General features: G+C 34.5%; 31 protein-coding genes and 2 pseudogenes. 25 read left to right on the plus strand and 8 right to left on the minus strand.

The features are described from left to right. Window positions 1-94: 94 nt before the first annotated feature. Both MKX66_RS02465 and MKX66_RS02470 read left to right on the plus strand, forming a co-directional pair. Window positions 95-643, plus strand: a complete 549-nt coding sequence (locus tag MKX66_RS02465) for a hypothetical protein (RefSeq protein ID WP_326997398.1) — start codon at window positions 95-97, stop codon at window positions 641-643. 535 nt (window positions 644-1,178) lie between these two features. Then, window positions 1,179-2,570: an amino acid permease gene (locus MKX66_RS02470; protein WP_341085412.1), complete on the plus strand. Its 1,392-nt coding sequence runs from the start codon at window positions 1,179-1,181 to the stop codon at window positions 2,568-2,570. Between the two features lie 49 nt (window positions 2,571-2,619). Here MKX66_RS02470 and MKX66_RS02475 read toward each other — a convergent pair whose 3' ends face one another. Then, window positions 2,620-3,639: a zinc-binding alcohol dehydrogenase family protein gene (locus MKX66_RS02475; RefSeq protein WP_016100923.1), complete on the minus strand. Its 1,020-nt coding sequence runs from the start codon at window positions 3,637-3,639 to the stop codon at window positions 2,620-2,622. A 166-nt stretch (window positions 3,640-3,805) separates the two neighbouring features. Between MKX66_RS02475 and MKX66_RS02480 the strand changes: the two genes are divergently transcribed. Both MKX66_RS02480 and aiiA read left to right on the plus strand, forming a co-directional pair. Next, window positions 3,806-4,012 carry a hypothetical protein gene (locus tag MKX66_RS02480; protein WP_326997400.1) on the plus strand — a complete coding sequence of 69 codons (207 nt, stop codon included), beginning with the start codon at window positions 3,806-3,808 and terminating at the stop codon, window positions 4,010-4,012. 143 nt (window positions 4,013-4,155) lie between these two features. Beyond that, on the plus strand, window positions 4,156-4,908 hold the full coding sequence (gene aiiA, locus MKX66_RS02485) for a quorum-quenching N-acyl homoserine lactonase AiiA (protein WP_326997402.1): 753 nt from the start codon (window positions 4,156-4,158) through the stop codon (window positions 4,906-4,908). Window positions 4,909-4,949: 41 nt separating this feature from the next. On the opposite strand, the gene MKX66_RS02490 is transcribed toward aiiA, so the two are convergent. From MKX66_RS02490 to MKX66_RS02500, 3 genes are all read right to left on the minus strand, one after another. Next, window positions 4,950-5,429: a hypothetical protein gene (locus MKX66_RS02490; protein ID WP_002033404.1), complete on the minus strand. Its 480-nt coding sequence runs from the start codon at window positions 5,427-5,429 to the stop codon at window positions 4,950-4,952. 104 nt (window positions 5,430-5,533) lie between these two features. Further along, window positions 5,534-5,998 carry a DMT family transporter gene (locus tag MKX66_RS02495; protein ID WP_012261337.1) on the minus strand — a complete coding sequence of 155 codons (465 nt, stop codon included), beginning with the start codon at window positions 5,996-5,998 and terminating at the stop codon, window positions 5,534-5,536. A 13-nt stretch (window positions 5,999-6,011) separates the two neighbouring features. Further along, the gene (locus MKX66_RS02500; RefSeq protein ID WP_326997404.1) at window positions 6,012-6,458 is read right to left on the minus strand and encodes a DMT family transporter; all 447 of its coding nucleotides are present in this window, start codon (window positions 6,456-6,458) and stop codon (window positions 6,012-6,014) included. A gap of 109 nt (window positions 6,459-6,567) precedes the next feature. Here MKX66_RS02500 and MKX66_RS02505 point away from each other — a divergent pair, with 109 nt between their 5' ends. The 5 genes and pseudogenes from MKX66_RS02505 (at window position 6,568) to MKX66_RS02525 (ending at window position 9,559) form a co-directional block, all read left to right on the plus strand. After that, window positions 6,568-7,260, plus strand: coding sequence for a cyclic nucleotide-binding domain-containing protein (locus MKX66_RS02505; RefSeq protein WP_341085416.1), 693 nt, complete (start codon window positions 6,568-6,570; stop codon window positions 7,258-7,260). Between the two features lie 13 nt (window positions 7,261-7,273). Beyond that, window positions 7,274-7,627 carry a glyoxalase superfamily protein gene (locus MKX66_RS02510; RefSeq protein ID WP_002066393.1) on the plus strand — a complete coding sequence of 118 codons (354 nt, stop codon included), beginning with the start codon at window positions 7,274-7,276 and terminating at the stop codon, window positions 7,625-7,627. Window positions 7,628-7,669: 42 nt separating this feature from the next. Continuing rightward, window positions 7,670-7,823, plus strand: a pseudogene (locus MKX66_RS02515) (metallophosphoesterase family protein); the annotation flags it as partial. Between the two features lie 155 nt (window positions 7,824-7,978). Beyond that, window positions 7,979-9,013, plus strand: coding sequence for a flavin-containing monooxygenase (locus tag MKX66_RS02520; RefSeq protein ID WP_326997405.1), 1,035 nt, complete (start codon window positions 7,979-7,981; stop codon window positions 9,011-9,013). Between the two features lie 297 nt (window positions 9,014-9,310). Continuing rightward, window positions 9,311-9,559 carry a hypothetical protein gene (locus MKX66_RS02525; RefSeq protein ID WP_002087603.1) on the plus strand — a complete coding sequence of 83 codons (249 nt, stop codon included), beginning with the start codon at window positions 9,311-9,313 and terminating at the stop codon, window positions 9,557-9,559. Window positions 9,560-9,607: 48 nt separating this feature from the next. Here the strand turns inward: MKX66_RS02525 and MKX66_RS02530 are convergent, their stop codons facing one another. Both MKX66_RS02530 and MKX66_RS02535 read right to left on the minus strand, forming a co-directional pair. Then, entirely contained in the window at window positions 9,608-10,645 is a 1,038-nt protein-coding gene (locus MKX66_RS02530) for a serine hydrolase domain-containing protein (RefSeq protein WP_215589999.1), read from the minus strand. 110 nt (window positions 10,646-10,755) lie between these two features. Further along, entirely contained in the window at window positions 10,756-10,950 is a 195-nt protein-coding gene (locus MKX66_RS02535; RefSeq protein ID WP_002087600.1) for a hypothetical protein, read from the minus strand. 182 nt (window positions 10,951-11,132) lie between these two features. Between MKX66_RS02535 and MKX66_RS02540 the strand changes: the two genes are divergently transcribed. Next, window positions 11,133-11,414 carry a hypothetical protein gene (locus MKX66_RS02540; protein WP_341085418.1) on the plus strand — a complete coding sequence of 94 codons (282 nt, stop codon included), beginning with the start codon at window positions 11,133-11,135 and terminating at the stop codon, window positions 11,412-11,414. Between the two features lie 29 nt (window positions 11,415-11,443). Here MKX66_RS02540 and MKX66_RS02545 read toward each other — a convergent pair whose 3' ends face one another. Continuing rightward, complete coding sequence (locus MKX66_RS02545) at window positions 11,444-11,734, minus strand: DUF3784 domain-containing protein (RefSeq protein ID WP_016100932.1); 291 nt, start codon at window positions 11,732-11,734, stop codon at window positions 11,444-11,446. Between the two features lie 122 nt (window positions 11,735-11,856). On the opposite strand from MKX66_RS02545, the gene MKX66_RS02550 reads away from it, so the two are divergent. From MKX66_RS02550 to MKX66_RS02590, 9 genes and pseudogenes are all read left to right on the plus strand, one after another. After that, entirely contained in the window at window positions 11,857-12,138 is a 282-nt protein-coding gene (locus MKX66_RS02550) for a MazG nucleotide pyrophosphohydrolase domain-containing protein (RefSeq protein WP_012261329.1), read from the plus strand. A 143-nt stretch (window positions 12,139-12,281) separates the two neighbouring features. Continuing rightward, a complete protein-coding gene (bla2, locus tag MKX66_RS02555; RefSeq protein WP_341085420.1) occupies window positions 12,282-13,055 on the plus strand; it encodes a BcII family subclass B1 metallo-beta-lactamase in 774 nt (257 codons plus the stop codon). A gap of 691 nt (window positions 13,056-13,746) precedes the next feature. Further along, entirely contained in the window at window positions 13,747-15,033 is a 1,287-nt protein-coding gene (gene hcp, locus MKX66_RS02560; RefSeq protein ID WP_002137545.1) for a hydroxylamine reductase, read from the plus strand. A gap of 455 nt (window positions 15,034-15,488) precedes the next feature. After that, window positions 15,489-15,809 (plus strand): PadR family transcriptional regulator, encoded by a 321-nt coding sequence (locus tag MKX66_RS02565; protein WP_002128372.1) that lies wholly within the window; start codon window positions 15,489-15,491, stop codon window positions 15,807-15,809. Between the two features lie 75 nt (window positions 15,810-15,884). Continuing rightward, window positions 15,885-16,226, plus strand: coding sequence for a DUF1048 domain-containing protein (locus MKX66_RS02570; protein ID WP_002014108.1), 342 nt, complete (start codon window positions 15,885-15,887; stop codon window positions 16,224-16,226). 169 nt (window positions 16,227-16,395) lie between these two features. Next, window positions 16,396-17,157 (plus strand): ABC transporter ATP-binding protein, encoded by a 762-nt coding sequence (locus MKX66_RS02575; protein WP_002190261.1) that lies wholly within the window; start codon window positions 16,396-16,398, stop codon window positions 17,155-17,157. Then, complete coding sequence (locus MKX66_RS02580) at window positions 17,158-17,907, plus strand: ABC transporter permease (protein WP_002190260.1); 750 nt, start codon at window positions 17,158-17,160, stop codon at window positions 17,905-17,907. It begins immediately after the preceding gene. An 848-nt stretch (window positions 17,908-18,755) separates the two neighbouring features. Next, a pseudogene (locus MKX66_RS02585) lies at window positions 18,756-18,909 on the plus strand (L-serine ammonia-lyase, iron-sulfur-dependent, subunit alpha); the annotation flags it as partial. Between the two features lie 147 nt (window positions 18,910-19,056). Then, entirely contained in the window at window positions 19,057-20,376 is a 1,320-nt protein-coding gene (locus MKX66_RS02590; protein ID WP_016100936.1) for an aromatic amino acid transport family protein, read from the plus strand. Window positions 20,377-20,667: 291 nt separating this feature from the next. Here the strand turns inward: MKX66_RS02590 and MKX66_RS02595 are convergent, their stop codons facing one another. After that, window positions 20,668-21,630, minus strand: coding sequence for a helix-turn-helix transcriptional regulator (locus MKX66_RS02595; protein WP_341085421.1), 963 nt, complete (start codon window positions 21,628-21,630; stop codon window positions 20,668-20,670). A gap of 110 nt (window positions 21,631-21,740) precedes the next feature. Here MKX66_RS02595 and MKX66_RS02600 point away from each other — a divergent pair, with 110 nt between their 5' ends. From MKX66_RS02600 to MKX66_RS02625, 6 genes are all read left to right on the plus strand, one after another. Continuing rightward, on the plus strand, window positions 21,741-22,220 hold the full coding sequence (locus MKX66_RS02600; RefSeq protein WP_002167907.1) for a GyrI-like domain-containing protein: 480 nt from the start codon (window positions 21,741-21,743) through the stop codon (window positions 22,218-22,220). Beyond that, window positions 22,207-22,716 (plus strand): phage tail protein, encoded by a 510-nt coding sequence (locus MKX66_RS02605; RefSeq protein ID WP_341087580.1) that lies wholly within the window; start codon window positions 22,207-22,209, stop codon window positions 22,714-22,716. The genes MKX66_RS02600 and MKX66_RS02605 overlap by 14 nt, the downstream gene beginning before the upstream one ends. 163 nt (window positions 22,717-22,879) lie before the next feature. Further along, entirely contained in the window at window positions 22,880-23,137 is a 258-nt protein-coding gene (locus tag MKX66_RS02610; protein WP_341085422.1) for a DUF3963 domain-containing protein, read from the plus strand. Window positions 23,138-23,329: 192 nt separating this feature from the next. Then, window positions 23,330-23,962, plus strand: coding sequence for a LysE family translocator (locus MKX66_RS02615; protein WP_002066409.1), 633 nt, complete (start codon window positions 23,330-23,332; stop codon window positions 23,960-23,962). A gap of 296 nt (window positions 23,963-24,258) precedes the next feature. Next, window positions 24,259-24,858 (plus strand): TetR/AcrR family transcriptional regulator, encoded by a 600-nt coding sequence (locus MKX66_RS02620; RefSeq protein ID WP_113935991.1) that lies wholly within the window; start codon window positions 24,259-24,261, stop codon window positions 24,856-24,858. 4 nt (window positions 24,859-24,862) lie between these two features. After that, the gene (locus MKX66_RS02625) at window positions 24,863-25,408 is read left to right on the plus strand and encodes a hypothetical protein (RefSeq protein WP_002066412.1); all 546 of its coding nucleotides are present in this window, start codon (window positions 24,863-24,865) and stop codon (window positions 25,406-25,408) included. Window positions 25,409-25,463: the final 55 nt, after the last annotated feature.

Genomic DNA, 25,463 nt, shown 5'->3' on the forward strand with positions numbered 1-25,463 from the left:
TATATTTTATGAAAATAACTATAGGTATGAATATGTAATTAATGTTAAAATACAACAAAATTGTATAGTTATAGTTTTTAGGGAGGGTAAAAATATGTTAATGAATTTAGCATGCGCTCTACTAATCATTTCCGGACTTACAGTAGTTATACGAAAAACTTTCATTGTAAACCACTATCTTTGTAATTTAATGGCATTCTTTTGCGCTTATATGACAACATCTTCCTACGTATTAGAGCAACTTTCGTTAACAAAAACCATATTGATACTATGTTTGTTGCTGATAACTTTTATTCTTATATACTCATATTTCGAGATTAGAGGGCTCGCTTTTAACGATTATACGGTATTTAATCTACCTTCTAGCCGAGTGAATATATTAGTGAAAGACGGGTTAACCGAAGCGAACATAGAATTTACATTGGATAAAAATAATATATATTTATCAGGATCTCCTGTTAAAATTCGAATATTGAATAGACCATTACATACAACTAATATTTTATTTAGAAAACGCCCAGAGGATATAAAGACAAAAATTAAAGGTATTATTAAGGAAAAGATAAAAGCTGAGGAGAAGAGTTTTCCTCTTTCCGGTGTATTGTTGATTGTTTTAAGTGCGGTTATATTTTTCTTAAAGTAGGAGATGGGAAAGAGAATTTTCAGCTGTGATAATGGGGTAATCAAGAGAAGTAGAAGTTAGTGACTTTGTAGTTCTACTAATATATTAAATTTCTGCGTGATACGTTAATCGCATGTGTAAGCAATTACAGTACAAACTATAAATAGTGAAGTATATACAGTATGAAACCGAGGTAGATAGGATCTCCTCGGTTATTTATATTGTAATAATATTTATACCGGAATCATATTGAATAGATGTATTTTATTGTTAATTTAGTTAAAAATTAATCAAACTAATATATAATAATTTACTGAAAAAATAATTGAACTTTTCAGATAAATGAATTAATATGAAGTGAGCAATTTTAAATTTTATAGAAAATAGGAAGATGAGGGGTTTTGGAAATTTTATAAGAGGCAAAATGAGATTTTAGGATAGCTTTAAAGTTAGTCTAAAATGACGTTTGTTTCATCATTTTCAGGGCCAAACAGGAATTAGGGTACACCATCTTACTTTAAATGCGGCTATGAATCATCTAAGAGGGGGAAATGAAGTGGCAAACAAAGAATTGAAACGAGGTTTAGAAGCACGTCATATTCAAATGATTGCTTTAGGCGGAACAATTGGTGTTGGTTTGTTTATGGGGTCAGCCAGCACGATTAAATGGACAGGTCCGTCAGTAATGCTTGCATATGCAATCGCAGGTGTTTTCATCTTCTTCATTATGCGTGCCATGGGAGAAATGTTGTATATGGAGCCAAGCACAGGTTCATTTGCGACATTTGGTCACAAATATATTCATCCGTTAGCTGGTTATATGACAGCGTGGAGTAACTGGTTCCAGTGGGTTATTGTTGGGATGTCAGAGATTATCGCAGTTGGAGCGTATATGAAATATTGGTTCCCGGATTTACCGGCTTGGATACCTGGTATTATCGCGATGGTTATTCTTGGTGCGGCCAACTTAATTTCTGTTAAGTCATTTGGTGAATTTGAATTTTGGTTTGCGATGATCAAAATCGTTACGATTCTATTAATGATTATTGCGGGATTTGGACTTATTTTCTTTGGAATTGGTAACGGCGGAGAAGCAATTGGCATATCTAACCTCTGGGTAAATGGCGGTTTCTTTACAGGTGGTTTTTCAGGATTCTTCTTTGCATTATCACTTGTAGTTGGGGCGTATCAAGGTGTGGAATTAATCGGGATTACTGCTGGTGAAGCGAAAGATCCGAAGAAGACACTTACTAGAGCAATTCAAAGTACAATTTGGCGTATTTTAATTTTCTATATTGGTGCTATTTTCGTTATTGTAACTGTTTATCCTTGGGATCAATTAAGTTCAATTGGTAGTCCGTTCGTAGCAACTTTTGCGAAAGTTGGTATTACGGCAGCTGCGGGACTTATTAACTTCGTTGTTATTACAGCCGCAATGTCTGGTTGTAACAGTGGTATTTATAGTGCTGGACGTATGCTTTATACACTAGGTGTAAATGGACAAGCACCGAAATATTTTACGAAAATCTCTAATAACGGTGTACCTTTATTCGGTACAGTTGGTGTAATTATCGGTTTAGGGGTTGGTGTTGTTTTAAGTTATATTGCACCAAAAAACTTATTCGTATATGTATATAGTGCGAGTGTACTTCCTGGTATGGTACCATGGTTTGTCATTTTAATTAGTCAAATTCGTTTTAGAAAAGAAAAGGGAGCAGAGATGAAAGATCATCCGTTCAAAATGCCATTTGCTCCTGTTACAAACTATTTAACAATTGCCTTTTTAATTATGGTATTAATCGGAATGTGGTTTAACGATGATACACGTATTTCACTAATTGTAGGTATTGTTTTCTTAGCTATCGTAACAATTAGTTTCTATGCTTTCGGAATAGGGAAGCGAGCTCCGTTAGACGTTCAAAATGATCAAGAGATTTCAAGTAAATAAAGGTAATAAAAAAGTCCGATTTCTTATTTAGAAATCGGACTTTTTGTTATTAAAATTTCTCTAATACAATCTTCCCAATTGTACGTCCACTCTCAAGCAATGCATGTGCCTTTTTAAGATTTTCTGCATTAATTGGTGTTAACGTATCATTTAAAGTAGTTTGAAGAATACCTTCATCTAATAGCTCGCTTACTTTATTTAATAGTTCGTGCTGCGTACTCATATCACCAGTTTCATACATCGCTTTTGTAAACATGAACTCCCAAACGAATGTGGCACTTTTATTTTTTAAAATCCCCATCTCAAGAGGGTGCTCATTTTCTACGATAGAGCAAATTTTTCCTTGTGGTTTAATTATGTCACCCATCGCATGCCAATGCTGATCAGTATTGTTTAAGCAGAAGATATAATCTACATCTTTTAGCCCAAATTCTAATATTTGATCTTTTAAAGGTTGGTGATGATTAACTATATAATCGGCACCGAATTTTTCCACCCAGTGTATAGTTTCGTTGCGGGATGCGGTTGCGATTACGTTTAGTCCAGCCCATTTAGCTAACTGAATAGCAATCGAGCCAACACCACCAGCTCCGCCGATAATTAAAATGTTTTTAAATGAATTTTCATCTTTCTTATTATAATCAATCCCTAAACGTTCAAACAAACCTTCCCATGCGGTAATGGCTGTTAAAGGAAGTGCTGCAGATTCAGCATCACTTAACGTTTTTGGTTTTTTACCAACAATTCTTTCATCAACTAAATGGTATTCACTGTATGTACCTTGCCTTGTAATGCTTCCAGCGTAAAACACTTCATCGCCTTCTTTAAATAACGTACAACCATCGCCAGTTTGTACGACAACACCACTAGCATCCCAGCCAAGTATTTTTGCTATATCTTCTTTTTTATCTTTCGGAGATCGAACTTTTGTATCAACTGGATTAACGGAAATAGCGTTAATCTTTACAAGTATATCTCTTCCTGTGGCAACAGGTCTTTCAACTTCAATATCAATTAAACTGTTTTCTTCTTCAATAGGTAAGTATTCATGTAAACCAATTGCTTTCATTTTTATTCCCTCCATTAAAGTAAGAGTCTTTTTCTCTTTTATTATAGATGCAGAAAGGTTGTTATGTAAAAAAGTACACTCATTTTTATACTGTCATTTGATTGGTTTTAAAATTCTGATAAATAATATACAATTAGTATAGAAAATATTGCGAGGTGAATGACTAATGACCGCAAAAATAAGAAAAAGTGATTATGTAATCGTAATGGCAATTATTATAATGTATTCGTTAATTGGTCACGTATTAAATTTAGATATCTTAAAAGTGATGGCTATTCAACAAAATGGAGTTAGTATTAGTTTTGTAGGTATTGCTATATGTTATATCACAGCTAGGTTATTGTTTTTTTGCTATTCGGAAATTAAAAAATGATGAGTAATGCTGTAATGAAGAAATTGTGAACAACCTAAAAATAATAGTTGAAACAGTGGAAGAAGAGAAGGAGTTTATTTCTAGTAGGAAGAATTTTTTACTGTATTGTTTTATTCAAAACTAAATGTAAAGGTGGATACATAATGACAGTAAAGAAGCTTTATTTCGTCCCAGCAGGTCGTTGTATGTTGGATCATTCGTCTGTTAATAGTACGCTCACACCGGGCGATTTATTGAACTTACCTGTATGGTGCTATGTATTGGAGACAGAAGAGGGGCCTATTTTAGTAGATACAGGTATGCCAGAAAGTGCGGTTAATAACGAGGATCTTTTTAACGGTACATTTGTTGAAGGACATATTTTACCGAAAATGACTGAAGAAGATAGAATCATAAATATTTTAAAACGCGTTGGTTATGAACCGGAAGACCTTCTTTATATTATTAGTTCCCACTTGCATTTTGATCATGCAGGAGGAAATGGTGCTTTTACAAATACACCGATTATTGTGCAGCGTGCTGAATATGAGGCGGCACAATATAGTGAAGAATATATGAAAGAATGTATATTGCCGAATTTGAAATACAAGATCATTGAAGGGGATTATGAAGTTGTACCAGGAGTTCAATTATTGTATACACCAGGACATACTCCGGGGCATCAGTCGCTATTAATTGAGACAGAAAAATCCGGTCCTGTTTTATTAACGATTGATGCATCTTATACGAAAGAAAATTTTGAAGATGAAGTGCCGTTCGCTGGATTTGATTCGGAATTAGCTTTATCTTCAATTAAACGTTTAAAAGAAGTTGTTAGGAAAGAGAACCCAATTGTTTTCTTTGGACATGATATAGAGCAGGAAAAGAGTTGTAAAGTGTTCCCTGAATATATATAAATAGAAAAAGTCATGGGCCTAGTAGCTCATGACTTTTTCTATTAAATAACCTTTTTAAATAAGTTATATACTTTTTTTGAATTACCTTCATTTAATTGATAATAAGTAAGGTCTACGTCATCAGGAGTGTTTTGATGGGCAATCATAACTTCACTACTGTTGTTATCTACTATCCAAATTAAATATTGTTTATAAGTTCCATCTTGGAAAGTAATCCACATGTTACAATCTACTAAATCAGAACCTTCTTCATCTAGCGTTAAATCGCCTTTTTTTGCTGTATCCATACTGTTAATGAATGTTTTTAATTCATCTGTTTTTGTAAGGAAGATAGATTTTTTTGTCTTAAGCGACTCTACATGTATATCTTTTATTTCCTGTTTTCCTAAAAAAACAGGAGGTGCATTTGGGTCTCTTTGAGTTGAAATAATAGTAGCTTTTTTCTTTGGTTTACTTGCTGTATAGAGATCTTGAATAGATTTTCCAGAGTTTAAAAACCATACGGTTCCAAAAATAATCAATGCGCTACCTAGCAGTAAAATGATTTTCTTAATAGAATATTCTCCTCTCTATTACTTCATGTGAAGAGCTTTTCTACTAATATATGATAGGTAAGCGTAAAGTATTATAGTTGAACGTGATTATGCTTCACGGTTTTTATAGGGCGATCAATGAGTAAATTGTAAGTGAGCCCTGTTAATACGAGAATTCCACCGATAATTTTTCCGGTTGATAGTTCGTGTGACAGGAAGAAATCGATGATAGTCCCCGTAAACAATTGTCCGATAAAGATGAGTAGCGTTAAATAAAATGCTGATATTTTAGGAGTAATATAGTTTGATAATGAGATAACGATAACGCCTACTAATCCGCCTAAGTATACAGCGATAGGTATGGATTGTAACGTATGACTAGAAATATACAACGAATCTGAACTGAAAATTAAAAATAACATGGAGAAAAATAATCCAGTAATATAATTGAAAAATGTGCCTTCCCAATTTCCAATTTCCTTTGCTAAATTCGCGTTAATAATTCTAGCAACAACGATAGAAACACCAGCTAAAATAGCGATACAAATATATAACATTTTCTTACCTCCATTAGTAAATTGTCATGACTATAATTCCAGAAGAGATGAATGCTAATCCAATTAATTTTTTCTTATCAAACTTCGAAACTTTCATTCCTAATAAACCGAAATGATCAATAACTATGGAAGCGATGGATTGACCAAGTAAGCTTAATGCAATCGTAATAGAGGCACCAAGAGCAGAGAAACTTATGTTATTAAAAAGAACAGTGAATACTCCAATTGCTCCAGCGCTATATAAAAAAAGTGGAATACCTTTATCGAAATGGATTTTATTTTTGTTAAGGATTAAAACGAAAATAACTGCAATTAAACCGACAAGGTGAATGACAACGCTCGCTGTGTACTTGCCAATTAACTCAGATAAGATCCCATTCAATGGAAGCATAACGGCAATGAGCACACCAATAAAGACAGAAAGAAAGTTATACAATGTAATAGCCCCTTTATATTTCATATTTGTAATGACTGTATCATGCTGAAATTGTGTATTACTATGACATATGTCATAGTGGAAGAAGAAAATTTTGTTTACAATTGGGATGAGTTGTAAAGGCGGGGGAACTATGAAGAAAGTATGTAATTCTATTAAATTAGCAGAGTATATGAAACAAAATAATATTGACTCATTTTTTAGTAATGATATGAAGCCATATATGGACCTTTTATTTTTTAAAAAGAATGAGTTTATTTGTAGAGAAAATGAAGAGATAGATTATTTATATTTTTTCGTTGAAGGAAAAGCGAAAGCATTTAACACATTAAGTAACGGGAAATCTGTATTATTATGTTTTTATGACAGTTTGCAGTTGTTAGGAGATGTGGAGTTAATTCATTCTCAAAAGACTGCTTCAAACGTACAAGTGATGGCAGATTCGTATTGTGTTGGGCTACCTTTAGGGAAAGTGAGAAGCCAATTATTTCATGATGCGAAATTTTTAAGATGTATTTGCGGTTCTTTAGCCCATAAATTAAATCGACTTTCAAAAAATAGTACAATTAATTTACTGTATCCACTTGAAAATCGACTTGCGAGTTACATGTTAGCAGCAGGGGAACGGGCGGTTCAGCACGGAAATAGAATTGTGTTTAGTGGGAATTTAACGGAAATAGCTGAATTGTTAGGGACGAGTTATCGGCATTTATTACGTACATTAAATGTTTTTTGTGATAAAGAAATTATAAAGAAAAATAATGGTTGCTTTGAAGTGATGAATGTAGATGTTTTGCGGGAATTGGCGGCGGATGTTTATAAATAGGAGGGAATTATAAATGATTACACCTATATTTAGAATTTTTGATATTGAAAAGGCTCAGTTATTTTACTTTAATTTTTTAGGATTTAAACTGGATTGGGAACATCGGTATGAGGAAAATATGCCATTATATATGCAAATTTCGTTAAATGATACTGTAATACATCTATCTGAACATCATGGGGATGCTTCACCAGGCGGTGCAATTCGTGTGAAAATAGAGGATTTAAAAAGTTATTATGCTATTTTATCAAGTAAAGATTATGCGTATTCAAAACCTGATATAGAGAGAACACCTTGGGATACAATTGAATTAACTGTGATTGATCCGTTCTCAAATAGAATTACATTTTATGAGGAAAGGGTTTAGAAATTGAGGTGTTATAAATAATTTATCAAAGTAGGGGTTACAATGAAGAGAAAAATAGCGATGATTTCAGATATTAATGGGAATAGTCACGCTTTAAAGGCGGTATTAAAAGATATTCGAAATGATAATAAATTTAGGTGATAGTGTGTATGGGCCGTTAGATCCTTTGGGGACAATTGAAATATTAATGAGTAACTAGATGATACATATTAAGGGGAGTTTACTTTATAGTGAACTGCTCTTTTTTATTTTGGATAGATATTGAATTATAAAAAAATAAAATGTTATGATTATGGAAACGCATGAACATATGAACATGTATTCATGTGTTTGTGAGAAGGAGGAATTGGAGTGAAAGATATAATTATCGTTGGAGCTGGTCAAGCTGGATTAACAATGGGATACTACTTGAAGCAGGAAGGATATAGTTTCTTATTACTTGAGGCGGGAAACCGAATTGGCGATTCTTGGAGAGACCGCTATGATTCTTTGCAGCTCTTCACACCAAGGGAATATAGTAGTTTACCAGGTATGATATTAAAAGGAGAAGGGAGTGGATTTCCATGTAAAGATGAAATTGCAATTTATTTAGAAGAATATGCAAGGTATTTTCAATTGCCGGTACAATTACAGACTCAAGTTTTAAAAATAAGAAAAGAGAAAGAAATATTTGAATTACACACTCCTACAGAAATTTTACAATCGAAAAAAGTTATTATCGCATCAGGTGGTTTTCAGCAACCATTCATCCCCTCATTTTCACAACATCTTTCATCACATATTTTTCAAATACATTCATCCCAATATAAATCACCATTACAAATTCCAAAGGGAAAAGTACTTGTAGTAGGTGGTGGGAATTCAGGCATGCAAATAGCAGTAGAACTTGCAAAAACTCATGAAGTTACAATGTCTATAAGTCATCCGTTAACCTTTTTACCGTTATATCTTTTTAGAAAAAGCATTTTTAATTGGTTAGAAAAAATGGGTTTATTGTATGCCGAAATACATACAAAGAGAGGAAGGTGGTTTCAGAAGCGAAAGGATCCCATTTTTGGTTTTGAAGGTAAGGAACTTATTCGTAGTGGAGCAATAAAACTACAGGGAAAAGTGGTAAGTGCATCAGGAAATAATATTATGTTTCAGAATGGTGGCACGTATAGTGCACAAAGTATTATATGGTCAACTGGTTTTGTTCAAGATTATAAATGGATTGAAATAGAAAAGGCAGTGAGTATGAATGGATTTCCTAATCATACAAAGGGAATGAGTCCAGTAAGAGGATTGTATTATATTGGACTGCCGTGGCAATCTCAAAGGGGTTCTGCGCTTATTTGTGGTGTAGGAAAGGATGCGGTGTATTTGCTTTCTGAAATCAAAAAATAGATCAGTAGCAACAGCTACTGATCATCCATATGTACATGAATTAGGAGAGGTCAAACATTTCAAACGTTTATTAGCTTTAGTATAATAGATTTTCATGAAATAAAAAACTGAAAATTATAATTTTTTTGTTGAGAAAGTTTTTTGTATCGAAATATATAAAAAAACGGGGATTTCTATTGAAAGAAAATATGATATTTATATTTTAGTAAATTATGATATAGTCTATATAAGATTCTTTTCCTTAAATTAGGTTTTTTGTATAGTAATTACATTCGTAGTTGGAAAGGGGAAAAAATTGTGAAGTTTGATGATCAACGTCTACTAGGAATACGATTAGGTTCTGTACTCATAACAGAAGAAAATCAATATTTAGTAATTAAGAAGAAAGATCATTATGCACTATTAAACATACATAATTTAGAATGCACACATGTCGAAGTGCAGTTAGAACATATTGAAGAACTGCTGCATGAAGATTTCCAGGAAAGTATAACGGAAATTATCGCACCAGAACATATTAAAATTGTGGTGAAAAATGTTATATAAAGAAAGAAGCTGGGAGAATCAGCTTCTTTCTTTGTTTTACTTCGTTAATTATAAGGATAACATTTTTAAAATCTCACCAATAATCCCATCCTTTTGATGAACACCTAAATCCGAGTTCGTCATAATAACAGCGCCATTACCTCGGTATGGATTACATACCATCATACATTGAAATCCAACACCCCAGCCAAGTGAATGAATTTGTAAGTCTTCATTAGAATACTCTAGAAAAACACCTAACCCAGTCCATTTGGTGAATCCTTGAGGAGAAATCATATCTTGTACTGTTTTTTGAGAAAGTTCCAGTTTGCTATTTCCCTGTAAGGACTGAATGATTTCAATAATTAAAGTTGATAAGTCAGTTGGTGTTGTCCAAATGCCTGAAGCAGCTGCGAATGGATAAAATGGATACTTCTCATTTGTAACGGTGCCATCTTTATTATGTCCACAAGCAAATGTATCTAATTTATTTATATCTTCAGTAGGGAATACCGTACTATTCTTCAGTTGAAGTGGTTGAAAGATATATTCTTCAAGTAAAAGGTTGAATCGTTTTCCAGTTATATTTTCAAGTATTAGTTCGATAATACAAAAATTTGCGTCAGAGTAGTGGAATTGGCTTTCTGGTGCATAAGTTACTTCTATAGGTACTGGGCAATATAATGTTTTACCAGCAAGGAGCTTAGGGATTTTAGGTATTCCTTGCACTAGCTTATAATGTTCAAAACTATTGGGAGGATCAATGATTCCAGATTGGTGACTTAATAAGTTTCGCAGCGTGACTTTTTTCTGTGAAGTAAATAGATTGGTAGGGATGTTCCAAGATGTGAGTCTATCATTTACGTCTTCATCTAAATATACGATTCCTTGATCTGATAACGTTAGTACAAGCATTGAAGTGATGAATTTGCTAATAGAACAAGAATTGAATATGGAATCCGTAGTGACAGTTCTAGTTGTTCCAGATTCAAGTGTTCCGAAAGCAGTAGCTTCATCAAGTTTACCGTCACGTATAACGGCAAAGCTTAACCCTGCAACAGAATATTGGTTCATTTTCTCATATATATTGTTAATTTTTAAGTTCATAGTTGCTCCTTTCTTTTAAAGGCAGAATATTAACTTTATTATACAGTAGTAAATAGAGAGAAAAGGAAAACACTTCATCTTTTATCGATGAAGTGTTTTCTTAGTTTAAGTTAATTCGAAGTAAATGCTTTAAAAAATTTATCTCTGTACATGTACATAAGCCATGAGGCTGTTATAAAGGAAATAAAGATTTGTTTGTTTTTAATTGGTGCATTGAAAACAAGCCAACCAACTATATCAAATAACAAATGTAGTGCAATTGAAAGAACTACAAATTGTAGTAACGTCTTAAAAAATCTTTTCATAAAGTGTCCCCCTAAAATAAAAGGTTTTATCCCGCATTAACGGGCAGTAAAACCCCCACTGATTAAAGTTTCACTTTTTCAACAGTGTTGTATATTACTATTATACATTAAATGTGTCCCGTGGTAAAATTTACATAAGTTACTTAAATAAAACATATGAAAGCTAGTGAGGAGGAATAGTCATGGAATTTTGGATGATCATACCGATAGCGGTCTTTGGGTTTATTTATATCGTTGAAAAATTAAATAAAATCGAAAAGAAAACGGATGCGCGTTTAAAGCGGATGGAAGATAGATTACAGCTAGTTACGAAAGAAATGGGAATTATAGATAGAGAACCCGAAATTAATAAAGAGTTGCGGCAGCTTATGGAAGAAGGAAAAACAGTTACGGCAGTTAAGAGAGTAAGAGAGGCTTTTGGGTTTTCCTTACTAGAAGCGAAGCAATATGTTGATAAATTATAAAAAAGATCATCCATTTGGGTGATCTTTTTTCACTGCACCATACGTGTATTTACATAAGCAGCTATTATAACGTGGCCAATTATAATGATAGGAAATACGATTTTTGCATTAGGGGTAGTGAAGACACTACCAATTGTGGCGATAACACCAGCGGTTAAATTATAAAGACCAACTATCTTCGATAACTTAAATTTATCTGACACACGGCGTTCATTGAAACCTGATAAGAGCCAAGTGTATTGTTTTACTCCGATGAAATAAGCTAGTGCAAATGAAATGATTGCTAGTATGAATAATGATGGGGAAGCGAAGAGAGTCATTGAAAACACCTCCGTTAATGGGCTATAAATAAATTATAGTATGAATGTTATAATTTAACAAAATACAATTTTGATTTTAAGTTTATTAAAAATGAGATATTTATGATGAAGGGAGATTATATATGAATATTTCGGAATTCCAGCAATATGTATCGAGTTTCAGTAAAGAAAAAGGATTTCAAGATACAACAATTGAAGAGCGTACGATGTATGCGATGGCGGAATTAGGTGAATTAGCGGAAGTTATATTAAAGCGTGATAAAATACAAGATTCGAAAAGAGAGATTGGTTTAGAAATGTTTGATGTAATTTGGAATGTATGTGATTTAGCAAACAAGTTAGAAATTGATTTAGAGAAGGCGTTTGAAGAAAAAATGATGATTAATAAAAAACGTGAATGGTAAAAGAAAAGTTAAAAAGCGCACAAAATTTTGTGCGCTTTTTATTAATGGTATGAAAAATATGTAAAAAAAGATGGAACAAACATTTGAGACGAATTGTCTAATATAGGAAATAACTATTTAGTTTGAAAGAAAGGGTGGAGAAAATGAAAAAGAATATATTATTAAAAGTAGGGGTATGTGTTAGTTTACTAGGAACAATTCAATTTGTTAGCACAATTTCTTCTGTGAAAGCGGAACAAAAGCTAGAGCAAAAAGTAATAAAGAATGAGACAGGAACTATTTCAATTTCTCAGTTAAACAAAAATGTATGGGTTCATACTGAGTTAGGTTATTTTAATGGAGTAGCAGTTCCATCGAACGGTCTAGTTCTTAACACTTCTAAATGGTTAGTGCTTGTCGATTCTTCTTGGGATGATAAGTTAACGAAGGAACTAATAGAGATGGTAGAAAAGAAATTTCAGAAGCGCGTAACGGATGTCATTATTACACATGCGCATGCTGATCGAATTGGCGGGATAAAAATGTTGAAAGAAAGAGGTATTAAAGCGCATAGTACAGCATTAACTGCGGAACTAGCAAAGAAAAATGGATATGAGGAGCCACTTGGAGACTTACAAACAATTACAAATTTGAAGTTTGGAAATATAAAAGTAGAAACGTTCTATCCAGGGAAAGGGCATACAGAAGATAATATTGTCGTATGGTTACCGCAATACAACATTTTAGCTGGAGGCTGTTTAGTGAAATCTGCGGAAGCTAAAGATTTAGGGAATGTTGCTGATGCATATGTAAATGAATGGTCGATATCGATTGAGAATGTGTTGAACCGATATGGAAATATGAACTTAGTAGTGCCTGGTCATGGAGAAGTAGGGGACAGAGGATTACTTTTACATACATTGGATTTGTTGAAATAAGAAACTGTGGGAATATAAAAGCGAGGAGAAACAATTTCCTCCTCGCTTTCTTCTAGCTATATTTAAATGCGAAGCTATCAATTACGCCTGCATAAGTTACTGAGATTTTAATTCCAAGTATACAAATACCAGTACCGTCATAATTGCTATAACAACGTAAGTAACATCAAGCATTATAAGTGTCTTTAATGTTTCAGTCATCCTAATTCACCCCTGTTATAAAAATATAACATGATCTCTTATCAATTAAATAAGAGATCATAAAGATAACAATGTACATGAAATTTCTTAAGTAGTTTCTATATAAATATATCATATAAATAATGTAAAAAATGTTAAGATGGTGTAAATGTATTGTAAATAAAGAGGTTTCCTATAAAATCTTTAATCAAAAAATTGATAGTTCTTCAAAATGAAAAAACGCTATTCTTTCTGTTGAATGATAGAAAGAATAGTGTTGTTGTATGCTTATTAGTTGCTAATAGTTCTCTAAATCAATTATCTAGCTATTTGAAGGCATCAACAAAGGTGTCCATTTTTCTGTATGTTTTTTAGTGTCAGTAAAAATATTATGTCAACAATATGAACTGTCACAAATTTATATATATTATTGTGATTCATATCACATCCTTTTTTCCTAATGGGTATTATGCTTGATTTGTAATGAATGATTGGGAGAGGGTGGGATGATATGTTTTGTTATCAATGTGAACAAACGCCAACAGGCGGATGTAAAGTGATGGGTGTTTGTGGTAAGAATGAAACAATTGCAAGTTTACAAGATACGATTGTGTTTGGATTAAAAGGAATAGCTGCTTATCGTACGCATGCTGCGCAGCTAGGGTATACAGATGCATTTGTAGATGCTACAACTCAAGAAGCGCTATATATGACATTAACAAATTCTAACTTTAATGAACAAGAACATATTGATATGGCTATGAAAGTAGGGAAATCGGCTTTACGAGTAATGGAGTTATTAGATGAGGCACATACGAATCACTTTGGTGTTCCGGAGCCTGTTCAAATTACGCAGAACCATGTAGAAGGTAAGGCAATTGTAGTTACTGGTCATAATTTATTTGCATTAGAAGAGTTATTAAAGCAAACAGAAGGAAAAGAAATTAACATTTATACGCATTCTGAAATGCTACCAGCACACGGATATCCACAACTGAAAAAATATAAACATTTAAAAGGAAACATCGGTAAGGCATGGTATGATCAACGACGCCTTTTCGAAAAATTTACAGGTGCCATATTAGCTACAACGAACTGTGTTATGCCAATTAAAGGATCATACTCTGATCGATTCTTTTCATATGATATTGCAGGTTTAGAGGGTGTACAAAAAATTGAAAATGATGATTTTGCACCATTGATTCAAAAAGCGCTTGAACTTCCAGAAGTACATATGGAGTCGGATGAGCAGTTAGTAACAGGGTTTCATCATAATACAGTATTATCATTAGCTCCGGAAATTATTAATGCAGTAAAAGAAGGAAAGATTAAGCGTTTCTTTGTCATCGCAGGTTGTGATGCTCCGGGAAAAGGCGGAGAATATTATCGTGAATTAGCAACGTCACTTCCGCCAGAAACGGTTATTTTAACAACTTCTTGCGGGAAATTCCGTTTTAATGATGTGAGTTATGGTGTTGTACCTGGTACGGAGATTCCGCGTTACATTGATTTAGGACAATGCAATAATTCAATTTCTACAGTGAAAATAGCGGCCGCTTTAGCAGATGCTTTCCAATGTGAAGTGAATGAATTGCCAGTAAGTATTGTCTTATCATGGTTTGAACAAAAAGCGGTTGCTATTTTACTTGGGCTATTTAGTCTTGGAATTCAAGATATTCGCATTGGTCCAAAGGCGCCTGAATTTATTTCACCTGGCGTGCTTGATGTATTACAAGAGACATTCGGTTTAAAACTAATTACAACCGCAGCAGAAGATATGAATATGATGTTATCGTAACAAAAGGATGTCCTATATGTAGAGTTGACTTTATAAAGAGTTTGTATGTATTCGCAAGCTCATGTATTAGATGCACAGGTGCATTAGTAGAAGAACAAAAAAATGATCCGTCTTTTTAATAAGGAGAGCTATCTACATTCATTAACTTCGGAATATTATAACGCCCAAAATAAAAATACGGAATTTTTGTTTTGGGTATTTCCTTTTCTTAGCTGGATAGGTATGTGGTGAGATTTCTTAAGAAGAAAATAGGCAGTATCCAATAGATAATAGCGGATTTAAGAAAAAATTTAAAAATCGAGTTGACATTCCATCTACTTAGTCATACAATGTAGTTGTAATAAGTAATACTGAATAGTGAGATTTCTCAAAAGCTATTCAGTAAAAATTAGCCTTAGTACTCTGTGATACTGAATATAAGTCAGACAGAATAGGGGGTAAAGGAGGATCAGAATATGGAAAATTTAACTGAAATGCTGAAAGGTTCGCTGGAAGGATGTGTTCTGGAAATCATTAGCCGCCGTGAAACTTATGGCTATGAGATTACCCGCCACCTGAATGAGCTTGGGTTTACTGAAGTCGTGGAAGGAACGGTCTATACCATCCTTGTGCGATTAGAGAAGAAAAAACTTGTGAATATTGAAAAGAAACCGTCAGACATGGGGCCGCCTCGCAAGTTTTATTCACTAAATGAGGATGGCCGTCAGGAGCTTGAATTATTTTGGAGAAAATGGGATTTTGTATCATCAAAAATTAACGTCTTGAAGTCAAACTAGCCTCATAAGATTAAATATTCGGCCGATATTTTGGGAGTTTCTTGTTCTGCTTTATAAAAAAGGAGGAAAAATAATATGTTGGAAATGTTCAAAAAATTAATTGGTGATAAAAAAGAGTACAAAATGATGATGGCACGTGTTGGAGCTCTGCCAGAGGACTATCAGTTTGTGTTTAAGAAAATTCAAAACTACATGTGGAATTTCTCAGCTGGTAACGGGATGGATATGCTACACATACAGTATGAACTAATCGATTTGTTTGAAGCCGGTGCGGCGGAAGGCAGACAAGTGCTAGAAATCACTGGGGAGGACGTGGCATCCTTTGCTGACGAACTAGTGGCAAACGCTAAAACTTATGTTTCCAAGTATCGTGAAGATTTGAATGAAAGTATCATGAAGCAATTGAGAAAAAAATAAATGCAACAGGTAATACTGACTGATTAGCTGGTTACAAATGTGAATTGCCGCCATCGCTATTCAGTTATATTTTTAAATCAGTACTAAGTAATACAGATTATCAGTAATACTAAATAGAGGAGTGTAGGCAGTCTAGCTTTACAAAACATTTTTTTAGGAGGAAAAAAGCATGACCAATACAGCGATTTCTGTAAAAGGATTAAAAAAATCCTTTAAAGATAAGGAAGTGTTAAAAGGGGTAGATTTTGAAGTGCAGCGTGGCGAAATTTTCGCACTGCTGGGCTCAAATGGAGCGGGCAAGACGACGATAGTCAATATCCTCTCGACGCTGATGAAGCAAGATGGCGGCGAAGTAGGTATTTGTGGTTTTGACGTTCAGCGTCAACCGGATCATGTTCGTCAAAGTATCAGTCTGACAGGGCAGTTTGCAGCTTTAGACGGAATGCTCACGGGGAGAGAAAACTTGATAATGATTGCCAATTTGCGTGGAGTTTCTAGTCCTGCTCAAGTCGCTGATAATTTGCTTGCAAGATTCAGCCTGACTGATGCAGCCAACCAGAGGGCAGACCAGTATTCAGGTGGGATGAAGCGCCGGCTTGATATCGCCATGAGCTTGATCGGGACGCCAGCAGTCATTTTTCTCGATGAACCGACGACAGGGCTTGACCCTGAAGCGCGTATTGAAGTGTGGGATACCGTCAAGGAACTTGCTGGCGGCGGCACAACCATCTTGCTCACGACCCAGTACCTCGAGGAAGCCGAACAACTGGCGGACCGTATCGCTATCTTGCATGGCGGAAAAATTATTAAGACTGGTACTCTTACAGAACTTAAAGAGATGTTCCCGCCAACAAAAGTGGAGTATATCGAGAAGCAGCCGACATTGGAAGAAATTTTCCTTGCGATTATTGGCAAAAAGGAGGAGATGTAAATGAAGAGCAAAACAGGGGTATTATTAGGGCGTTTAATGCGCAACATTATGCGCAGTCCAGATACAATTATTACGGTAGCGATTACGCCGATTATGATGATGCTGTTGTTTGTCTACGTATTTGGCGGCGCCATAAAGACAGGAACGGATAACTACGTCAATTATTTATTGCCGGGAATCTTGCTGATGGCTATCGCATCCGGTGTCGCTTACACTTCCGTACGGTTGTTTACGGATGTAAAGAGCGGGCTGATGGCACGTTTCATTACTATGCCTATCAAGCGTTCGTCGGTATTATGGGCTCACGTATTAACATCACTTGTTGCTAATGTGCTTACTATCGTGGTGGTTATTCTTGTTGCGCTCTTAATGGGCTTCCGTTCCAGTGCTAATATTCTGGATTGGCTCGCGGTAGCTGGAATACTCGGGATGTTTACGCTGGCGCTGACATGGCTGGCTATCATTCCTGGGTTGACAGCGAAGTCTATGGAAGGGGCGACAGCCTACTCGTACCCACTAATTTTTCTGCCCTTTATTAGTTCGGCCTTTGTTCCTACCGAAACTATGCCAAAAATTGTTCGTGCGTTCGCTGAAAACCAGCCTGTGACTTCAATCGTGAATGCGATTCGTGCCCTCTTATATGAAGGGGCTGTCGGCAACGATATTTGGATTGCACTTGCTTGGTGTGTGGGCATTATGGTTATCGCTTACTTCTTCGCCGGCAAAGCATTTAAACGTCAGTTAGGGTAACACCACCAGTTAATGGCAACTAAATCTTCTGGAATAATATATATATGGGAAAATGGATTTAAATCACATTAATCTTAGTTATTGCTATAATTGTTAGTATTCTTACTGGTTATGTAGTTGGTACGTAAGTAGGCTCAGACGTTGAGAAAAAGCAGACTGAGAGGAGTTAAAAGGGAAGAGGTAATATTTTGATCTCAATTCTAATTGCCATATAATAAATGCAATTTTTATACATGAAAAGCCCACCTGTTTCCGTAGGTGGGCTATATCTTTATTACACAATTCGAAAGTATACTCTCTTTTTCTAAGTATGTAATTATGCATATTTAGAAAAAACTACACTTAATAAATATTACATATAGTAAATGGAAACTTATGGTGTAATTCTTTTAACAGGCTTAACATGATAACCATTATATAAGGTGCGTAGGCTCCTTTGGAAAAGTTCTTCTTTTCTGAAAAATGAATGTTAATTCGTTATATGTAATAAAAATTCATGAGAATAATTTTATGTTTTCTAAATTTATTCCTTTACATCAATGTGTATTATTTATTACAACAGCTTCATGTCAAAGATAAGATGTGAAAGCAAAGGGAAATATAAGTATCTTTATAACGAGTTCCTAATATAATCAATGTGTTAACGAAAGGAACTCTGTATTATGTTTATTTTTCTATTAACTAATACAGCTTCAAAAAATAGACACAATTGCTACATACCAATTGTAATTTATTATCTATTCATAATTCTGTTTATTCTGTCTTTCTAAAAATAAAAAAATATTAGACTCGCAAATATAAACGTTATAATGAGGGCGTCGAGAGGTAACCGATTACCTACGAAGAAAATATCAAACATTTTAAAATTGGACAGACTGAAACGATTAATTACAGAAAGGTGTGTGACCAGAAGGGGGATTTCTTCAAAATAGTTTAGCAGCAGCGGATATCGTATTAGCTGGTGTAAACAATATCATCAATGGTAAGTATAGGGTTGGAGGATAAATGCCTCGCACATTAAGAGAGACAGCTTTAGGTGGAATCGTTTACAATATGGTGCATCAAGTAAGCGGTTCATTTTTTAAGAATGGTCTATATTCTTAAGCCTAAAAAGAGACGTAAAAATAGGATACAAGGGGGATTTATTATATGAATGGGAATACTGCAAAAAAAATAGAATTTCAAGCTGAAAATACTGCAGTGAAAAATGAGAAATATCTAGATCCTAAAAAGTGGCATAAACAAGATACTACCTGGGCATTGAGCCTTTTTGGAACAGCAATTGGAGCAGGGGTGCTCTTTTTACCGATTAATGCAGGTTCAGGTGGTTTATTATCATTACTACTAATTACATTGCTTGCATATCCAGTTATGTATTACTCACATAGGGCACTTGCTAAAATGATTTACACTTCTAATTCTGCTGATGAGGGGATTACAGGCACAATAAGAGAGTATTTCGGAAATAAGGCAAGTATCATTTTTAACATCGTATATTTCGGCTCAATTTATACAATCGTATTGATGTATTCGGTTGCGCTTACAAATACCGCAAGTAGTTTTATCGTGCATCAATTGCACATGCCGGAGCCTCCAAGGGCCATTTTATCTCTTGTATTAGTGCTCGGCCTTATTGCTATACTAAATTTTGGTCAAGATATTACTGTGAAAATCATGAGTATGCTCGTATATCCTTTCATAGCTTCTCTACTTTTCATCGCAATATCTTTAATTCCACAGTGGAATACGTCAATGCTTAGCTTTTCAAGTGTTTCTACTGCTTCAACAGGAACAGGATATTTTGGAACGATATTAATGATTTTACCAATCATCGTATTCTCATTTAATCATTCACCTATGATTTCATCATTTGTTGTGAAACAGAAGGCTACTTATGGAATAGAAGCTACTGATGCTAAATGTGCACAAATACAAAAAGTTTGTTATATCATGACATTCGTTGTAGTTATGTTCTTCGTTTGGAGTAGTACACTGAGTTTGACTCCAGAGGATTTAAAAATGGCAAAAGAGCAAAACTTATCAATCCTTTCATATCTTGCTAATGAGCTTAATTCACCTGTAATCACGATTGCAGCTCCAATCATTGCTTTTGTGGCTATTACAAAGTCTTTCCTTGGCCATTATATAGGAGCATTTGAGGTAATGCGTGACGTGATTATGAAGTTCGGTAAAACACGTGGAAAAGTTATTGAAGAAAAAACAATTAAGACAATGATCCTTACTTTTGTTGTATTAACATGCTGGTTTGTCGCTTATACAAATCCAAGTATTCTTGGAATTATTGATTCTCTGAGCGGTCCATTAGTTGCTGCTATCTTATGTCTATTACCGATGTATGCGATTAGTAAAGTACCAGTACTAGCTAAATACAAAGGGAAAATGAGCAATGTATTTGTTATTGTTGTAGGTATACTTACTGTCCTAGCAAGTATTAAGTCATTATTCTAATTCGCTATTGTTAGTTCAAGTGCTAAAATAGTGGGATATGAAAAAAGAATGAAAGAGATTATGGATAAGATAAGTCCATATTCGAATTTTAAACAAGCTGTTTTATGAGGGTTAAACTCTAATATAAAAAGACATGAACAAAGATTAGTTCATGTCTTTTTTTGTGTTGGCGTTATTCTTAGAAGAGCGTTTAAAGTAGGTAGCGAATAAAATGTTTTTACTAGGTATTTAAATAGAGGTAACTGACATCTAGTCAAAATCAATATTATTTTGGGTTTAACTGGCCACTGCTTATGGGCAGTATAAACATAATCTCTCTTTTAAACCTTCTAACACTTCTTCAGGAACTTCCCTGATTTTGATATCTTTACCTAGGAAAAGTAGCCAATTTGTTATTTCTATCAATTCATCGAGATTGTTAACATTGATAAAAGTTTTTAGAATGGCTGTGGATTGGTAAGGATTTGTATAGGAAATAGAAATTTTTATAGGATGGTATTTTTTGAACTGGGTAATCGCTTTTGGACCAAGTTCAAGTACAAGGTTGATTGCTTCGTCCTTCTTACTTAGTTTTTCTGAAATTTTTTTCTTACTTAATCTAGTTTTCGTCGTATAGGGTTCGGCATTAATGAGATGATCGACAAGAAACATCTTCTTTTTTTCTTCTTTTATGTCAAAGCCTTCAATTATCCAATGGCTTTTTTCTTGATAAAGGTGCAGTAGATAAATTGGATAAGACTTGGTTTCCTCCTCTTCTTTTACGGTAATCAATAAATGGCTATCTAAAAGAAGGATTTGGATGAGTTTTTCTAACATAGGATGGGGGAGGTCAGAAAGCTCAAGTAGGTCAGGATTATGAGGGTTAGTCCCTTCAAAAAGAAAGATTTGATTTAAAAGAACAAGGTCATCCTGCTGGATTTCTGAGATGAGTCCTAGTAGTTTTTCGGCTAAAGACTGACGACTCTTTAGATAGGGAAGTTGTTGATTTCTTGTGGCCATAAAGGCAATAAAAAGAGCTTTGACCTCATTATCAGTAAAGCGAACAACGGGCAGGATAGAGTTATGCATGACAAAATATCCCCCATCCCTTCCAACTTCAGCGACGAGCGGCATCCCCATGGCTTCAATTTCTCTAATGTCTCTAATTGCTGTCGATCGTGAGATGTTAAATTCTCGTATGATTTCAGAAATTGTAAAGTGGGAGCGGTTGTTAATATAGCGCATGATCGTATTAATCCGTTCAACTTTTTTCATGGTGGTCTCCTAAACAGTATCATTTTTTGACATGATTTAAAGATATTATAAACTCATCAAGTGAAAAGATAAATCGTTTGATTAATTTAAAAGTGAGGAAGGTTTTAAATATGAAAAATTATACAATAGAAGAAAAAGATAGCTTTATCGTGTTAGGTATTGGAACTGAACTTAAGAGCCACTATACAGACTTTGCGGGCATAAACAAGGAAAAGGCAGACTTTTGGCTGGCTGTTGAACAAGATGGAAGGTTGGACACTTTAAAAGCTTTAGCTACAAATGATTACATTTTTTCTGTGAGTGAAGCGGTGAATAACAAGATGATGTATTACGCTGGTGTCATGACAGAGGCAACGATACAAGAAGAATCTAGAGTTATCCAGTTTCCGAGGGGAGAATACCTAGTAGTTAAAGGGGAAGGCAATACAGCTGAGGAGCTAAGTAATAAGCTTACTGGTATTGCATTTGGTCAAGCATTAGCAGAAGAAAAAGATTTTGCCTATGTTGGTGGGCCAAATACAACAGTTGAGATGGGGCAGCGAAACGGCTTAGTATTTGGTGAAATATGGATTCCAGTTGTTAGGAAGTAAAGTGTTAAAAGGAGAGATGGAATTGTCCGGTATAGTTGATTTTAAAAACGTAACTACAGCTGGCATGGAGTCTTCACCTGTAGCAGAAGCACTTGCTGGTTTACGTGCCCATGAAGCACGTTACTTTATGAATAAATACAAGCATGAATTTACGGTTGTACCAGCTAGTGAAAGCGAGAAGACTCTTGATTATGTGAACCGCATTTTGAAAGAAGAACGTGATATTGAGTTTGCGGCAAAACCTTTAGAAACATCGTGTTTTCAAGTGGAAAATATTAAATTTGCCTATGTCTTCTATGAGGATGGTCTTGCAGTCAACGTCATGTATACGTTGGATAACCCAAAGAAGCGGGCCGTTGGATTTAAGCTTTCTGAGGGAATGGAGATACCAACGGAGTTAGTAGAGAAGTTTAAGTTTGCTAGACAGAAGTCTAAACTTGCTGGAACAATTCGAGGTTCGTTTTTTGTAATTAAAGGAGAATATATTGCAAGTTGAAGAATCAGTCATTTGTTGTATTGAATTATTCTTTTAAAAGGCGCGATTAAGGCTAACAATCTTGAATTGTTAGCCTTTTTTTACATAAGTATAATATTCATAGTCTGCTACACACTACGTTCAGATAAAATAAAACGAAAGGAAATTACTGTAGAGTGGTGGTGTGAGCAAAAAAAGGCTATTTGAGTTATTCTTAGTAACTTTTACTTTACTGTTCCTTCATGTAAGCACATTTACCAATGAAAAATTGACCGATAAATTTGGTAACTTTACCTTCTTTGTTGTATTTCTCATGTTTTATATCAACGTTGCATTTGTAGAACGGTATTTTGATGATATACAAAAGTGGATTCGAAATATCATATTTCTTCTTGTCCTGTTAGTAGTAGCTTTAATATCACTATGGATAGGTTACTTTTAAAGCCTTGTGATCAAGAAAGTCCCCCAGTTTTAAAAAATGTAGGACTTTTCATAGTCTTCTAAATACAGTGAACCCCGATAATAATAGGCTATGTTAACCTTATATGAATAGGCATACATTAATCTTTTTTCTCCTCAATCATGATAAAATGGACGATAAGAAATTTATGTAAGATAAAGGGGTGGAAGATTCATGGTCAGTTTTAGCACTTTGCTAGCTTTTGCAATTGTTTCACTTAGTATGGTTTGTTCACCTGGGCCTAACATGATTTATCTCATTTCTCGCTCGATTACGCAGGGGCGTATGGCAGGATTCATTTCTCTTTTGGGTATCATGCTTGGCTTCATAATTTATATAATCGCAACAATGTTCGGACTTACAGCCCTTTTCCTAGCTGTTCCGTCTCTCTATGAAGCAGTTAAGTGGGCAGGTGCTGCTTACTTACTCTGGCTCGCATGGAATTCGATTAAGCCTGGTGCTACATCTATTATGGAACCTCGTACTATTGCTATTGAGCCGCCACGGAAATTATTTTTAATGGGACTTATGACGAATCTGCTGAATCCTAAGATTGCTATTTTGTATGTGTCACTTCTACCTCAATTTGAAGATCCTGAGAAAGGATCGTTGCTTCTACAAGGTGCAGTTCTGGGCTTTACACAAATAACGGTTAGCTTTATAGTCAACCTCCTAATTGTATTTACAGCAAGTAGAGTTGCCAAATGGTTTGGCACACGCCCAACGTGGCTGCGAGTGCAGCGTTGGCTTATGGCAAGCGTCTTGACAGGTCTTGCTGTACGTCTTGCTTTTGAACGTCGACAGTAAGAGTCTTCTTGGGGAAAGTTACTATCTTTTTGGAACGATTGTAAGGGGAATAAGAATGATATTAAAAATAAAGCCAGCTACTGTATGTTCTTACTTTTACCTAACGTTTTTTCAAAAATGCTAGTAGATGCTGTTTCTTTTTTTAGAGGATACGGTAGGAATACCGTCTTTTTTATTATAGGGGAATTTTGTTTTGTTAGCTTGAGAGCAATGTGAAACCTAAAATAATATGATCATATTATTTTAGGTACTTTTTTTATAATATGATCGTATTATAAAAAGGGAGGAGGATATGAGTGCCTAAAATTGTTGATCAAATACAAAGGAAGAATGAGATAGCCACCGCTACTTGGCGTGTAATATTAGAAAAAGGTATTGATAAAGCTTCCATACAGCAAATCGCTGACGAGGCAAACATTTCGGTTGGACTTGTTCAGCATCATTTTTCGTCTAAAAATGAATTAATTCATTATGCAATGAATTTAGTATTGAATCGAATGGAAGGACGGGCAAACACTCGTACAAGTGAATTTAAGGGAACGAAAGAAGAAGCACTTAGAAGATTAATGAAATTTATTATTCCTTCTAATAAAGAAGAAATGTTGGAAGGGAAGGTTTGGATTACATTTCTGGGTATATCCTTTAGTTCTCCAGAACTTATTGAACTTCGGAAGAAAATGGATGACCATACGAGGTATCTTATGGGAATAATTCTAGATTTAATGAGGGATCTAGGATACGTCACACCAGGTCACAATAGAGAATTTGAATTAGAGATACTGTACGGATTTATTGATGGGCTAGTAATTCATGTCCTTCAAACACCAGAATCATATCCAGAAGAAAAAGTAAATCAACTTATTGAGTATTATTTAAAAGAAAAAAAGAGGGATTAATCGCATGAATAAAGTTTTCATTATTATTCTTGTAGTCGTTATTGTATTGATTATTAGGCAGCTTATCCCGAAGAAAGTAGATAGCTTCGATCTTCTTGGTATACCAATCATGGCTATAATCAGAACTTATATGGGTCTTCCAAATAGATTGGACTATATTATTACAATTGAATTAATTAGCTTGCTTATATTAGGAGCGATAGTTGGTTATTGGCAAGCTAAGAGGGTGAAAGTTTTTCATCATAATAATCAATTATGTAGTGTTGGAGGCTATACGTATATTATCGGATGGATTATTATGCTTTTGGGCAGGAGTGTTATTTTATTGTTGTTCAATCTTAACTCGCTCGTATCGACATTTCAAGCGGGACAGGAACAGTTTACGAGTGAAATAATTAAAGTTCTTTCTCATGCTGGAGATTGGTTAATATGGTCTACTATTCTTGCATCTTCCATCATGTATACCGTTACCTTATATAAAGATCACCCGGATATCAAGAAATTAATACATGATCGTTTTAAAGAAATAAAACAACGAATAAAATATTAATTTAACTAATTGTTGTTATATGGGCCATTGCCGCATGCCCATCAACTTAAGAAAA

Source organism: Bacillus sp. FSL R9-9530, from assembly GCF_038008145.1.
In the GTDB taxonomy this organism is placed as follows: domain Bacteria; phylum Bacillota; class Bacilli; order Bacillales; family Bacillaceae_G; genus Bacillus_A; species Bacillus_A mycoides.

Bases quoted from the DNA above. Each gene is read 5' to 3' on its own strand.
- MKX66_RS02475 (WP_016100923.1), bottom strand. From the start codon at position 3,639: ATGAAAGCAATTGGTTTACATGAATACTTACCTATTGAAGAAGAAAAC.
- MKX66_RS02500 (WP_326997404.1), bottom strand. From the start codon at position 6,458: ATGAAATATAAAGGGGCTATTACATTGTATAACTTTCTTTCTGTCTTT.
- MKX66_RS02565 (WP_002128372.1), top strand. From the start codon at position 15,489: ATGGAAAATTTAACTGAAATGCTGAAAGGTTCGCTGGAAGGATGTGTT.
- MKX66_RS02625 (WP_002066412.1), top strand. From the start codon at position 24,863: ATGAATAAAGTTTTCATTATTATTCTTGTAGTCGTTATTGTATTGATT.
- MKX66_RS02545 (WP_016100932.1), bottom strand. From the start codon at position 11,734: ATGACTCTCTTCGCTTCCCCATCATTATTCATACTAGCAATCATTTCA.
- MKX66_RS02480 (WP_326997400.1), top strand. From the start codon at position 3,806: ATGACCGCAAAAATAAGAAAAAGTGATTATGTAATCGTAATGGCAATT.
- MKX66_RS02495 (WP_012261337.1), bottom strand. From the start codon at position 5,998: ATGTTATATATTTGTATCGCTATTTTAGCTGGTGTTTCTATCGTTGTT.
- MKX66_RS02595 (WP_341085421.1), bottom strand. From the start codon at position 21,630: ATGAAAAAAGTTGAACGGATTAATACGATCATGCGCTATATTAACAAC.
- MKX66_RS02540 (WP_341085418.1), top strand. From the start codon at position 11,133: ATGGAATTTTGGATGATCATACCGATAGCGGTCTTTGGGTTTATTTAT.
- MKX66_RS02510 (WP_002066393.1), top strand. From the start codon at position 7,274: ATGATTACACCTATATTTAGAATTTTTGATATTGAAAAGGCTCAGTTA.
- bla2 (WP_341085420.1), top strand. From the start codon at position 12,282: ATGAAAAAGAATATATTATTAAAAGTAGGGGTATGTGTTAGTTTACTA.
- MKX66_RS02580 (WP_002190260.1), top strand. From the start codon at position 17,158: ATGAAGAGCAAAACAGGGGTATTATTAGGGCGTTTAATGCGCAACATT.
- MKX66_RS02505 (WP_341085416.1), top strand. From the start codon at position 6,568: ATGAAGAAAGTATGTAATTCTATTAAATTAGCAGAGTATATGAAACAA.
- MKX66_RS02570 (WP_002014108.1), top strand. From the start codon at position 15,885: ATGTTGGAAATGTTCAAAAAATTAATTGGTGATAAAAAAGAGTACAAA.
- MKX66_RS02535 (WP_002087600.1), bottom strand. From the start codon at position 10,950: ATGAAAAGATTTTTTAAGACGTTACTACAATTTGTAGTTCTTTCAATT.
- MKX66_RS02615 (WP_002066409.1), top strand. From the start codon at position 23,330: ATGGTCAGTTTTAGCACTTTGCTAGCTTTTGCAATTGTTTCACTTAGT.
- MKX66_RS02575 (WP_002190261.1), top strand. From the start codon at position 16,396: ATGACCAATACAGCGATTTCTGTAAAAGGATTAAAAAAATCCTTTAAA.
- MKX66_RS02600 (WP_002167907.1), top strand. From the start codon at position 21,741: ATGAAAAATTATACAATAGAAGAAAAAGATAGCTTTATCGTGTTAGGT.
- MKX66_RS02550 (WP_012261329.1), top strand. From the start codon at position 11,857: ATGAATATTTCGGAATTCCAGCAATATGTATCGAGTTTCAGTAAAGAA.
- hcp (WP_002137545.1), top strand. From the start codon at position 13,747: ATGTTTTGTTATCAATGTGAACAAACGCCAACAGGCGGATGTAAAGTG.
- MKX66_RS02590 (WP_016100936.1), top strand. From the start codon at position 19,057: ATGAATGGGAATACTGCAAAAAAAATAGAATTTCAAGCTGAAAATACT.
- MKX66_RS02465 (WP_326997398.1), top strand. From the start codon at position 95: ATGTTAATGAATTTAGCATGCGCTCTACTAATCATTTCCGGACTTACA.
- MKX66_RS02530 (WP_215589999.1), bottom strand. From the start codon at position 10,645: ATGAACTTAAAAATTAACAATATATATGAGAAAATGAACCAATATTCT.
- aiiA (WP_326997402.1), top strand. From the start codon at position 4,156: ATGACAGTAAAGAAGCTTTATTTCGTCCCAGCAGGTCGTTGTATGTTG.